Raw genomic sequence first — 12133 nt, 5'->3', positions numbered from 1 at the left:
TGGCCGACCCGTTCGGGGGCCGTCGCGGCCCTCACAAGGAGTGATCAATGAAGAAGCTGCTTGCTGTCGCTGCCGCTGTCGCGGCCTTCTCGGCCCAGGCCGATACCCTTACCGTCGCCGCCACCCCGGTGCCGCACGCCGAGATCCTCAACTTCGTCAAACCACAGCTGGCGAAAGAAGGCGTAGAGCTGAAGGTCAAGGAATTCACCGACTACATCCAACCGAACGTGCAGGTGGCGGAAAAGCGCCTGGACGCCAACTTCTTCCAGCACCAGCCTTACCTGGATGAATTCAACAAGGCCAAGGGCACCAGCCTGGTGAGCGTGGCCGGCGTGCACATCGAGCCACTGGGCGTGTATTCGACCAAGATCAAGAAACTGGACGAGCTGTCCTCCGGCGCCACCGTGGTCATTCCCAACGACGCCACCAACGGCGGCCGCGCCTTGCTGCTGCTGGACAAGGCTGGCGTGATCAAGCTCAAGGACAACAAGAACATCCTGTCGACCGTGAAGGATGTTGCCGAAAACCCGAAAAACGTGAAGTTCCGTGAGCTGGAAGCCGCCACCATCCCGCGTGTGCTGACCCAGGTAGATGCCGCCCTGATCAACACCAACTACGCGCTGGAAGCCAAGCTGAACCCGGAAAAAGACGCGCTGGCCATCGAGGGCAGCGACTCGCCCTACGTGAACATCCTGGTTGCCCGCCCGGACAACAAGGACTCGGACGACATGAAGAAACTGGCGGCTGCACTGCACTCGCCTGAGGTGAAGCAGTTCATCATCGAGAAGTACAAAGGCGCTGTGGTTCCGGCGTTCTGATCCGACCTATCAAGCTCTATTCTTCGCGGGTAAACCCGCCCCTACACACATCGTTGTAGGAGCGGGTTTACCCGCGAAGCTTTTGGGGCTGACTCAATCCCGCTTGACCAGCCCCGGCAACTGCGCCCCCAGCTTCTGGTTGTTGAACGGCGCCCGAATGAACCCACGCTGTCTCCCATCCGGGCCGACAATCGCCAGGTTACCGCTGTGATCCACGGTATACCCCGGCTTGCTGGTATCCGCCGGAATGAACGGAATGCTCAAGGCATTGGCCAGCTTCTGGGTATCCTCGATCGACCCCGCCACGCCGACAAATTCCTTGTCGAAATAGCCCAGATACTGCTTCAGCTGGTTCGGCGTGTCGCGGTTAGGATCCACGCTCACCAACACCACCTGCAGCCGGTCGACGGCATCCTTGGGCAGCTCGCTCTTCACCTGACGCAGCTGGGCCAGAGTGGTCGGGCAGATGTCCGGGCAGTAGGTGTAGCCAAAGAACAGCAGCGACCATTTGCCCTTGAGGTCATCCATCTGCACCGGCTGGCCGTCCTGGTTGGTCATGGTGACATCGGCCACGGCGCGGCTCTGCGGCAGCAGGATGATGCCCGCATCGATCAGCTCGGCAGGGTTGGGCTGGTCACGACCATTAAGCACCTTGTTGACGGTCAGGCCCAGGATCAACGCGACCAGGGCAACGAGGATGAAGACGGTTTTCTGGGTTCGGGTCATAGGTTCAGCAACAGGTAGTGGTCAAGAAGCAACGCAATGAACAGCGCGAACAGGTAGCCGATAGAGTACTTGAAGGTGCCGATCGCCGCGTGCGGCCGGCTGCTACGGTACAACACCCAAGCCCATTGCAGGAAGCGCAGGCCCAAGGCTAGGGCACAGACCAGGTACAGCGGGCCACTCATGTGGATGGCATACGGGAGCAGGCTCACTGCCAGCAGGATCAGGGTGTACAGCAGGATATGCAGTTTGGTGTAGCGCTCGCCGTGGGTCACCGGCAACATCGGGATATCGGCCTTGGCGTATTCCTCCTTGCGGTGGATGGCCAGCGCCCAGAAATGCGGCGGGGTCCAGGCGAAAATGATCAACACAAGCAGCAAGGGTTCGGCGCTGACATGGCCGCTTACCGCCACCCAGCCGAGCAACGGCGGAGCGGCACCGGCCAGACCACCGATGACGATGTTCTGTGGCGTGGCGCGCTTGAGAAAGCCGGTGTAGAGCACCGCATAACCGAGTAATGAGGCCAGGGTCAGCCAGGCGGTGAGGGCGTTGGTGAACACCAGCAGCAGGACCATGCCCAGCAGCGCCAGGGCCAAGGCGAACAACATCGCCGGCAGAGGCTCGACTCGGCCTTGGGCCAAAGGCCGTTTGTGGGTGCGTGCCATCAGCGCATCGATGCGCCGATCCACCACATGATTGACCACTGCCGCGCCACCCGCGCACAGGCCGATGCCCAGGTTGCCGAACAACAGCACGCTCCAGCTGACGCCCGCCCGGGTGGCCAGGAACATGCCCGCCAGCGAGGTGATCAGCATCAGCACCACCACCTTGGGCTTGGTCAGCTCAAGGTAATCGCGCCAGCGGGCCCGTCGTACGCTTAGAAGCGTCGCCACGAGTCGTTCCTCATATGATGGGAAATACCCACCCCGACCACCGGCCGCAGACGCCAGCCATGGCCGACACCCACTCGAACCTTGTCGACCACTCGAATGCGGTAGTTCACCAGCACCATGCTCAGCAGCAGCATCGCCCCGCCGGCATTGTGCGCAACAGCCACCGCCAGCGGCAGGTGGAACACCACGTTGCTGATGCCCAGGCCCACTTGCAAGGCCAGCGCCAGCAGCACCAGCCGCGACAGGCCGGGGAGACCACAGCGGTGCAGCTTCCAGCTGAGCATCAGCAGCACGCAGGTCACCAGCAGCGCGCCCAGCCTGTGGCTGATGTGGATGGCCGTACGCGCATCACTGTCCAACTGCCCGCCAAGGTAATTGGGGCCGACGTGCTGGGTCAGGTGGAAGCCGTTGCTGAAGTCCGCAGCTGGCCACCACTGGCCATGGCAGGTCGGCAGGTCGATGCAGGCCACGGCGGCGTAGTTGGCGCTGACCCAACCGCCCAGGGCGATCTGGCCGATTACCACCAGCAGCGCCAGCGCAGCGATCCGGCGCAGGCTCAGCGGCAGTTTCGGCAAGGGCGCAAAGGCCCGGGACAGACGCAGAGACAACAGGAACAGCAAGCTCAACGTGGTAAAGCCACCCAGCAAGTGCGCCGTGACCACCTGCGGCCATAGTTTCAGGGTGACCGTCCACATACCGAAGGCTGCCTGGGCCAGCACCACACCCAGTAGCAGCATTGGCAGGCGATAAGGCTGCCCATCGCGTGCATGCCGGCGCATTGCCTGGAAAGCGAGCAGGGCGATCACCACGGCCAGGCTACCGGCAAAGTAGCGGTGGACCATCTCGGCCCAGCCCTTGGCAGCTTCCACCGGGTGCTCAGGAAAGTGCAGCTCGGCATGGGCCAACTGCGCTTCACTCTTGGGCACGCTGATAAAGCCATAGCACCCGGGCCAGTCGGGGCAACCGAGGCCGGCGTGGGTCAGGCGGGTATAGGCACCGAGCAGGACGACCAGCAGTGCCAGCAGGGTGGCGAACACAGCAAGGCGAAATCCAGGTCTGGCCATGGCAGGCTCCTAGCCGATATTGGACAGCTTGAGCAGGTGGCGCAGGTCATCCAGCACATGCTTGCCGTTGACCTTGCCGTCGTAGCGCAGCACCAGGTTGCCGTGCGGGTCGACGATCCACAGCTGCGGGCCGGGCTCGGCAACCTTCTGCTGGTAGCGTTGCGCATCCAGCGGGTAGCGCTGCAACTGCGGGTACTCGCGGCCGAGCAGTGCCTGATAGTCGGCACTCAGCGGCTGGGCGGCGGCCAGCGCATGGCTGGCGCGGCTGGCATCACGCCCCAGCCCGACCTGAATCTGCCGAGCCAGGTAAACCAGGCGCTGACAGTCTTCGGTGCAGGCCTGGGGCGCGCTGACCAGCAACTGCCAGCGCTCGTCCTGGCCCGCCACGCCGAGATCGGCACGGCTTTCCCCATTGCCAATCATGGCGCCATGGTAGCTGCGGCCTTCCGGCACCCAGAATTTGAGCTTGTACATGCTGGTGGCCAGAACCATCGGCCCCAGCACCACCAGCAGTATCAGCAAAAGCTGCAAACGCCCACGGGCTCTGGGCTTGCTACGTTCAGACACGTCCAGTGGAGTGGCGGTGGCCATGGCGTTTCTCCTTGTTTTGGTGCCAGCCGAAGTAGAGGTAGAGCAGAACCAGAGCGGTAGCCAGGGCAAACCACTGCACGGCGTAGCCCACGTGTTTTTCGGGGCTCATGGCCACAACCGGCCAGTCCAGGCGATAGCTCGCAGGGCCCGGCTCCAGGCGCAATTCCTGGGCGAAGCCTTCGCGATCAAGCTGTTGCCATAGCTGCGCGGCATCGATAGCGGTCAACAGATGCGGCCATTGCCCGCCGATGGGGTCCGGGTGCAGTTGGAAGGTGCTACCGGGCGCGACATACACAGAGGCATCCAGCGCCAAGGCCTGGGCAGGGGTTTCGAAGTGCACCGGCACCCGGCGGTCCAGCCATGGCAGCCAGCCACGATTGATCAGCAACCACAGGCCGCTGGCTTGGTCGTGGAAGGGCTGCAGCAGCTCGACACCGGCTTTGCCGTCGCGCATGCGGTTGTCCAGCAGCACGCTGTGCTCGGCGTCGAAGCGGCCATACAGGTGCACGCGGCGGAAGGCGTTGTCTTCTTTCGAGAAGAGCTGGGCGGTGGCTATCGGCGCTTCAATCCGCCGTTCTGCATAGGTGGCCAGCAGCACGCGCTTTTCCTCGGCACGGCCGAGTTGCCAGCAACCAAGCGTAATCAGTCCCGGCAGCAGTGCAATCACCGCCAGCGTCGGTACCCAGCCTGGGCGAAACGGCCTCACGAGCGCCTCGCTATACTTATCCACATCACCGCATCCCCCCGGAGTGACGTCATGCTCAAGGCCGCGATTGTCCTGATGCTGTTGGCCACGATTGCCAGCCTGTTCAGTGGCCTGGTGTTTCTGGTCAAGGATGATGAAAACTCGACCCGTCTGCTAAAGGCCCTGACTGTACGGGTGACCCTGGCAGCCCTGACCATAGGCCTGGTCGCCTGGGGCTTGATCAGCGGTCAATTGGTCTCCCAAGCCCCTTTCTGAAGTTCTCACCCGCCCCTACAGGGTTTTCGTATTCACAACACATAGACAAAGATGAACAACCCCACCCACACCACATCGACGAAGTGCCAGTACCAACTGGCCGCCTCGAAGCCGAAGTGTTTTTCCGGGTTGAAATGCCCGCGCAGAATGCGCACGTACATCACAATCAGAATGATCGTGCCCAATGTCACGTGGGCACCGTGGAAGCCGGTCAGCATGAAAAACGTCGCACCGTAGATTCCTGAGCCCAGTGTCAGCCCCAGCTTGGTATAGGCCTCGTAGTACTCGAAGGCCTGCAGCGCGATAAAACTGATGCCCAGGACAATGGTCAGCGCCATCCAGAATTTCAGCGGGCCGCGGTGGTCACGGCGCAAGGCGTGGTGGGCAATGGTGATTGTCACACTGGAACTGACCAGCAGGATGGTGTTGATCAGCGGCAGGTGCCACGGGTCGATCACCTCCTTGGGGGGAGGGAACAGCTTGGGGTCGGGGGTGTGCAGCAGCGGCCAGGTGAATTCGAAGGTTGGCCACAGCATGTGCGTAACACCTTTGGCCCCTTCGCCACCCAGCCACGGCCCCGCCAGTACGCGCACGTAGAACAGCGCACCGAAGAAGGCCAGGAAGAACATCACTTCGGAGAAGATGAACCAGCTCATGCCCCAGCGGAACGAGCGGTCCAGTTGCGGGCTGTACAACCCGGCGCGGCTCTCCTTGACCACTGCCCCAAACCAGCCGAACAGCATGTAGGCCAGAAACAACGCACCCACGAAGAAAATCAGCGGCCCGTGGGAATCCGGGTGGCCCGCCTTCATGTCGTTGAACCAGGTGCCCAGGCCGAATACCGTGATGAACATGCCGATGGTGGCGATGATCGGCCATTTGCTCTGCGCCGGAACATAGTAGTGCTCATGACTTGCCATTGCTGTTCTCCTTCCCTTAACGGGCGCCCTGGACGTCCTGCGCCGCAACGTGCGCGACCGGCGGGTGGCGAGCGGTGATGTCGAACAAGGTGTAGGCCAGTGTCAGGTGCTTCACGCTGGCCGGCAGGTCGCGGTCGACGATGAAGCGCACCGGCATCTCGATGCGTTCGCCGGGCTGCAGCACCTGCTGGGTAAAGCAGAAGCACTCGGTCTTGTGGAAGTAGGCCGCGGCCTCGGCCGGGGTAATGCTGGGTATTGCCTGCGCACTCATCGGCCGGTCGGTCGGGTTGTGGGCAATGAAGATCATCTGGTTCACCGCCCCCGGGTTGACCTCCAGCTGGTCGGCAGTGGAGTAGAAGTCCCAGACCATGTCGCTGGCATTGGTCGACATGAACTGCACCCGCACAGCACGCGTCGGGTCACTGACCTGGCTACCTTCGTATTGGCCGCCGGTCTTGCCGTTGATACCGAAGGCTTTGCACATGACGTCGTAGATCGGCACCAGCGCGAAGCCGAAGGCGAACATCACCACCGTCAGCATCAACAGGCGCGTTACCAGGCGTTTCACCGACAGGCCGTTCATGGCGGGTTCCTATTTCACTTCCGGGGGTGTCTGGAAGGTGTGGTAGGGCGCAGGCGAGGGTATCGACCACTCAAGGCCCTCGGCGCCATCCCAGGGTTTGGCCGGTGCCGGCGCGCCACCGCGGATGCACTTGATGACAATGAACAGGAAGAAGATCTGCGTGGCGCCGAACATGAACGCGCCGATCGACGACACCATGTTGAAATCGGCGAACTGCAGGTTGTAGTCGGGGATGCGCCGTGGCATGCCGGCCAAGCCTACGAAGTGCATGGGGAAGAAGGCCATGTTCATGCCGACGAACGACAGCCAGAAGTGCAGTTTGCCGAGGGTTTCGTCGTACATGTGGCCGGTCCATTTCGGCAGCCAGTAGTAGGCCGAGGCAAAGATGCCGAAAATTGCACCAGGCACCAGTACGTAGTGGAAATGCGCCACCACGAAGTAAGTGTCGTGGTACTGGAAGTCTGCCGGGGCGATCGCCAGCATCAACCCGGAGAAACCCCCGATGGTGAACAGGATGACAAAGGCGATGGCGAACAGCATCGGCGTTTCGAAGGTGAGCGAACCTTCCCACATGGTGCTGACCCAGTTGAATACCTTCACCCCGGTGGGCACGGCAATCAGCATGGTGGCGTACATGAAGAACAACTCGCCGACCACCGGGATACCGACCACAAACATATGGTGGGCCCAGACGATGAATGACAGGAAGGCAATGGCGCCGGTGGCATACACCATCGAGGTATAACCGAACAGCGGCTTGCGCGAGAACGCCGGGATGATCGAGCTGACCGCACCGAAGGCGGGCAGGATCATGATGTAAACCTCAGGGTGGCCGAAGAACCAGAACACATGCTGGAACAGCACCGGGTCACCGCCACCTGCGGCACTGAAAAAGCTGGTACCGAAGTGGATATCCATCAGCATCATGGTTACCACGCCGGCCAGTACTGGCATCACCGCAATCAGCAGGAACGCGGTGATCAGCCAGGTCCAGACGAACAGCGGCATTTTCATCAGCGTCATGCCGGGGGCACGCAGGTTGAGGATGGTGGCAATCACGTTGATCGCCCCCATGATCGAGCTGATACCCATCAGGTGGATGGCGAAGATGAAGAAGGTGACGCTGGCTGGCGCATAGGTGGTGGAAAGCGGTGCGTAGAAGGTCCAGCCAAAGTTCGGCCCTCCGCCCGGGCTGAACAGGGTCGATACCAGCAGCAGGAAGGCCGCCGGCAGCAGCCAGAAGCTGAAGTTGTTCATCCGTGGCAGTGCCATGTCGGGCGCGCCGATCATCAGCGGAATCATCCAGTTGGCCAGGCCGACGAAGGCCGGCATCACCGCGCCGAACACCATGATCAGGCCATGCATGGTGGTCATCTGGTTGAAGAACGCCGGTTCCACGATCTGCAAACCCGGCTGGAATAGCTCAGCGCGGATCACCATGGCAAACGAGCCACCGAGCAGGAACATGATGAAACTGAACCACAGGTACATCGTGCCGATGTCTTTATGGTTGGTGGTCAGCACCCAGCGCATCAGGCCCTTGGCCGGGCCGTGCGCATGGTCGTGGCCGTGGGCGTGGTCGTCGATCACTGCACTCATGTCCTGTCTCCTGCAATCCATTGATTGCCGCGAGTAACCCGGTTCACTTGGCTTCTGCCTGCTTCAGCGCCAGCACGTCCTTCGGCGTCACCATGTCGCCTTTGTTGTTGCCCCAGGCATTGCGCTCGTAGGTGACCACAGCAGCGATGTCGACTTCCGACAGCTGCTTGCCGAAAGCGGCCATGGCCGTGCCGGGCTTGCCATGGAAGACAATGCTCAGGTGGCCTTCCTTCGGCCCGGTGGCAATCTTCGAGCCTTTGAGCGCCGGGAACATTGGCGGCAGGCCCTGGCCTTCGGCCTGGTGACAGGCCACGCAGGTGGTGTGGTAGACCTTGTCGCCGCGCTCCACCAGCTCTTCCAGGGTCCATTCCTTGCTGGTCAGCTCCTTGAGCTTGGCGGCTTCAGCCTTGCGCTCGCCAAGCCAGGTGTCGTAATCCGCCTTGGACTTGACCTCGACCACCACCGGCATGAAGCCGTGGTCCTTGCCGCACAGCTCGGTGCACTGGCCGCGGTAGATGCCTGGCTTTTCGATCCGGGTCCAGGCTTCGTTGACAAAGCCTGGGATGGCGTCGCGTTTGACCGCGAAGGCCGGCACCCACCAGGAGTGGATCACATCGGCAGCAGTGACCAGGAAGCGCACTTTCGCGCCCACCGGCAGCACCAGCGGCTGGTCGACTTCCAGCAGGTAGTGCTCATCCTTTGGCGCCTTGTTGTGGATCTGGTCGGTGGGGGTGGCCAGGTTGCTGAAGAACTCCACGTCCTGGCCCAGGTACTTGTAGTGCCATTTCCACTGGTACCCCGTGACCTGGATGTCGATGTCCGAATCGCTGGCATCGTAGATGTCGATCAGCGTCTTGGTGGCCGGGATGGCCATGGCCACCAGGATCAGGAAGGGAACTACCGTCCAGAGGATTTCCACCCAGGTGTGCTCGTGGAAATGCGCAGCCTGCTGGCCGGTGGAGCGGCGGTGGATGACCATTGACCAGAACATCGCGCCAAACACCACGATGCCAATGATCACGCAGATCCAGAAGATGGTCATGTGCAGGTCGAAGACGGCGTTGGAGACTTCCGTCGCCCCTGGGTGCATGTTCACGGTCCAGGCGGCGTTTGCCTGGCCAAAAACCGACCACAACAGGAGGCCCATCCAGACATGTGGATGTCGCATCATTGCGGGTTCCCCTTCTAATTCTTGTTGTCCCGGAGGCATGGCCTGCGGCAAGAGGGAACGGCGGTCAAGACTGCATGGCTTCGACGACCGAGCCCCTGCTAAAAGCAGTCGGGCCTCATCAACGAATCACGTTCAACGGGAGTATAGACAGCGACCAATGGCACGCAATGAAGCCTGTGAAATGAACTTCATGAAATGACCGAATGGCCGGAAAACCGCGTGCTTGACAGGGCATGGCGTAATAATGGCACGTCGATATGCCTGATAGCGCACACGTTTGCGAGGCTTATAACAAATACGTCTTAGGTATTCTGTATACCGAGCTAATTTAGTGTCTTCCGTTTGAAACGTAATGTCCCTGGAGTTGTCATGAACATCGCTGCTGTACGCGAGCAGGTAAGCCAAGCCCATCAACATGAAGGCCAGACCGGCCAATTGAAACAGCGTCTCGAGCTGCAACTGCCCCACCTGCACCCCTCGATCCAACTGCCTGAGCAGGACGCCCAGGGTACTTTGGCGCGCTTCGTCAGCGCCTACATCGATCAGGTTCCGGAATTGCTGGAGGCCGCCCACGAGGTCGCCCGCGAAGCCGGGATCGAATCGCAGATCAAACCTGTACTGAAAATTGCCGAAGCCTACTTCCTGCAGCCGCCCAGCGTGATGCAAGGGCATGTAGGCCTGGACTGCCTTCTGGATGAAGCCTACCTGGCGCACCGCCTGGTGGAAGAGGTGAATGACTTGTACATCCGCCACTTCCAGCAGCCGTTGATCCCGGTCGACACCACGGTCGCCAACCTGATTGCCCACCAGTTGATTGGCGAAAGCTTTGCCAACCAGCTGGATGAGGTGGTGCACCACTCGGTCGACGAAATGCTTAATGATGAGAGCTTTGCCGTTGAATCGGTGGAGGCTTATCGAGAGAAGCTGAGCAGCCCGGCAACTGGCGCGGCGTGGAAGCGCTGGCCGTGCCTGTCGCGCCAACTGGGTGTCGAGCTGGGTCAGCCGGCCTGATATACCTGTCAAGGCCTAGGTGCATCGGTGGTTCGGCGCAGGCCGTCGTAGGAGCGGGTTCACCCGCGAAAGGGCCGGCCCTGCTGGCCAATCTCCACCCGCCGATCACCGTTGCCGCCGCTACCGTATTCGCGGGTAAACCCGCTCCTACGCCCCAACCCCCGCCGTCGTCCGCAACCGCCCCTCGATCCGACGCTTCAGGCGCCGCTGCTCGATCAACAAGCGCGAACCATTGGCAGAATTACTGCGGCTCCAGTCCTCCAGCAACTCAAGGCACGAGTGGTCGATATAGCTCAGGTTCCCCAGCGGCACATGCAGCGTGGTGCCCGCCGGTACAGTATCCAGCACCTGGGTCAGCGCCGGCACCTTCAGGAAGGTCGCCGCGCCACTGAGGCGCAGCTCCATGTGCCCATCCTTGGCTAGGCTCACCAGGTTGATCTTCAGCCGCGCCGCCTTGAACGCCAGCTTCAGCAAGGTCAGGGCAAAGCCCAGCAGTACACCGGTCAGCAGGTCGGTAAAGATAATCGCCAGCGCAGTCGCCGCGTAGGTAAACATCGGCATGCGCCCATAACGGCCCAGCCCGCGGAACGCCTTGAAGTCGACCAGTTTGACCCCGGTAAACACCAACACCCCCGCCAAGCTCGCCACCGGTATCTGCTGCAGCACGCTGCTCAGCGCCACCACGAAGGCCAGCAACCACAAGCCATGGAAGATTGCCGACGCCCGGGTTTGCGCCCCCGCCTGGACGTTGGCCGAGCTGCGCACGATTACCCCGGTCATCGGCAGCGCACCCAGCACCCCGCACAGCATGTTGCCGATGCCCTGGGCCGACAGTTCGCGGTCGAAGTCCGAACGCTGGCCGCTGTGCATGCGGTCCACTGCTGCGGCCGACAGCAAGGTTTCGGCGCTGGCAATGAACGCCAGGGCAAAGGCGGCGACCAGCAGGGTAGGGTCGGCCAGTTGCAACAGGTCCTCCGGACGAAGCCAGTCGATGGCCTCGGACAGGTCGGCCGGTACCTGCACGCGGTTCACCGGCAAGGCCAGCCACATGCTGATAGCGGTCATGCTGGCCACGCCGAGTAATGCACCCGGCACGAAACGCAGCCGCTGCGGCCGCAAGCGCTCCCAGCCCCACATGATGGCGATGGTCCCCAGGCCCAGCGCACCGGCCATCCAGCCGGCGCCGGTGCTCTCCTGTGGCAGGGCAGCCGACAAAGTTGCCGGGAACGCCAGCAGGTTCTGCAGGCCCGACGGTTGCGGTGCGGTGTCGAACATCACATGCACCTGCGAAAGCACGATCAACACGCCAATCCCGGCGAGCATGCCGTAAACCACCGCCGGCGCGGTCACGCGGAACCAGCAGCCCAGGCGCAAGCGACCGGCAAGCAACTGCAACAGGCCGGCCAGCAACAGGATTGGCCCGAGCATGGCCATGCCGTGCTGGCGTACCAGCTCGAACACCAGTACCGCCAGACCGGCAGCAGGGCCGCTGACCTGTAGCGGCGATCCAGCAAGGAAACCGACGACAATACCGCCGATAATCCCAGTAATCAGGCCTTTTGCCGGCGGCATGCCAGAAGCGATCGCAATGCCCATGCACAACGGCAAGGCCACCAGGAAGACCACCACCGACGCCAGCAACTCACGCGGCAGGGCCGCTTTCAACTGTGTAATGTTCACCGTGTTTCTCCTTTCTCTAGTCGCACGGCCATTCCCCTGGCCGTGGGCACGTTTGCCCCTGACAAGCGCGCAGGCGCGGGCCGCCAGCGAGCACGCCGGCAGGGCAGTCAGGGAATTCA

General features: G+C 61.9%; 13 protein-coding genes. 3 read left to right on the top strand and 10 right to left on the bottom strand.

What is annotated here, in order from left to right; genetic code table 11:
- Positions 1-47: 47 nt before the first annotated feature.
- Positions 48-818 carry a MetQ/NlpA family ABC transporter substrate-binding protein gene (locus tag ACF8FB_RS04990; protein ID WP_010951512.1) on the top strand — a complete coding sequence of 257 codons (771 nt, stop codon included), beginning with the start codon at positions 48-50 and terminating at the stop codon, positions 816-818.
- 93 nt (positions 819-911) lie between these two features.
- Here ACF8FB_RS04990 and ACF8FB_RS04985 read toward each other — a convergent pair whose 3' ends face one another.
- Genes ACF8FB_RS04985 through ACF8FB_RS04965 form a run of 5 tightly spaced genes read right to left on the bottom strand, consistent with a single transcriptional unit; the run spans position 912 to position 4795 of the window.
- Complete coding sequence (locus ACF8FB_RS04985; protein WP_014861528.1) at positions 912-1544, bottom strand: SCO family protein; 633 nt, start codon at positions 1542-1544, stop codon at positions 912-914.
- Positions 1541-2434 (bottom strand): heme o synthase, encoded by an 894-nt coding sequence (cyoE, locus tag ACF8FB_RS04980; protein WP_392511087.1) that lies wholly within the window; start codon positions 2432-2434, stop codon positions 1541-1543. Before cyoE ends, ACF8FB_RS04985 begins: the two co-directional genes overlap by 4 nt.
- Positions 2419-3498, bottom strand: coding sequence for a heme A synthase (locus ACF8FB_RS04975; protein ID WP_104960545.1), 1080 nt, complete (start codon positions 3496-3498; stop codon positions 2419-2421). Before ACF8FB_RS04975 ends, cyoE begins: the two co-directional genes overlap by 16 nt.
- Positions 3499-3507: 9 nt before the next feature.
- A complete protein-coding gene (locus ACF8FB_RS04970) occupies positions 3508-4089 on the bottom strand; it encodes a hypothetical protein (protein ID WP_392511086.1) in 582 nt (193 codons plus the stop codon).
- Positions 4058-4795 carry an SURF1 family protein gene (locus tag ACF8FB_RS04965; protein WP_392511085.1) on the bottom strand — a complete coding sequence of 246 codons (738 nt, stop codon included), beginning with the start codon at positions 4793-4795 and terminating at the stop codon, positions 4058-4060. Before ACF8FB_RS04965 ends, ACF8FB_RS04970 begins: the two co-directional genes overlap by 32 nt.
- 51 nt (positions 4796-4846) lie before the next feature.
- Here ACF8FB_RS04965 and ACF8FB_RS04960 point away from each other — a divergent pair, with 51 nt between their 5' ends.
- A complete protein-coding gene (locus ACF8FB_RS04960) occupies positions 4847-5050 on the top strand; it encodes a twin transmembrane helix small protein (protein ID WP_176683003.1) in 204 nt (67 codons plus the stop codon).
- Positions 5051-5082: 32 nt separating this feature from the next.
- On the opposite strand, the gene ACF8FB_RS04955 is transcribed toward ACF8FB_RS04960, so the two are convergent.
- The 4 genes from ACF8FB_RS04955 to coxB are packed head-to-tail and all read right to left on the bottom strand — an operon-like array spanning position 5083 to position 9323.
- Positions 5083-5970: a cytochrome c oxidase subunit 3 gene (locus ACF8FB_RS04955; protein ID WP_392511084.1), complete on the bottom strand. Its 888-nt coding sequence runs from the start codon at positions 5968-5970 to the stop codon at positions 5083-5085.
- Between the two features lie 16 nt (positions 5971-5986).
- Positions 5987-6553: a cytochrome c oxidase assembly protein gene (locus ACF8FB_RS04950; RefSeq protein WP_003253035.1), complete on the bottom strand. Its 567-nt coding sequence runs from the start codon at positions 6551-6553 to the stop codon at positions 5987-5989.
- A gap of 9 nt (positions 6554-6562) precedes the next feature.
- Positions 6563-8152 (bottom strand): cytochrome c oxidase subunit I, encoded by a 1590-nt coding sequence (ctaD, locus tag ACF8FB_RS04945; RefSeq protein WP_010951506.1) that lies wholly within the window; start codon positions 8150-8152, stop codon positions 6563-6565.
- Between the two features lie 43 nt (positions 8153-8195).
- Entirely contained in the window at positions 8196-9323 is a 1128-nt protein-coding gene (gene coxB, locus ACF8FB_RS04940) for a cytochrome c oxidase subunit II (RefSeq protein ID WP_239606954.1), read from the bottom strand.
- A 369-nt stretch (positions 9324-9692) separates the two neighbouring features.
- Between coxB and ACF8FB_RS04935 the strand changes: the two genes are divergently transcribed.
- Positions 9693-10334: a hypothetical protein gene (locus tag ACF8FB_RS04935; RefSeq protein WP_014861534.1), complete on the top strand. Its 642-nt coding sequence runs from the start codon at positions 9693-9695 to the stop codon at positions 10332-10334.
- Positions 10335-10481: 147 nt separating this feature from the next.
- Here ACF8FB_RS04935 and ACF8FB_RS04930 read toward each other — a convergent pair whose 3' ends face one another.
- A complete protein-coding gene (locus ACF8FB_RS04930; protein WP_104960541.1) occupies positions 10482-12014 on the bottom strand; it encodes a SulP family inorganic anion transporter in 1533 nt (510 codons plus the stop codon).
- Positions 12015-12133: the final 119 nt, after the last annotated feature.

Source organism: Pseudomonas sp. yb_2, from assembly GCF_043103905.1.
Lineage (GTDB): Bacteria > Pseudomonadota > Gammaproteobacteria > Pseudomonadales > Pseudomonadaceae > Aquipseudomonas > Aquipseudomonas alloputida.
The sequence above is the reverse complement of the archived record's forward strand: the minus strand, read 5'-3'. Positions and strand labels throughout refer to the sequence as shown.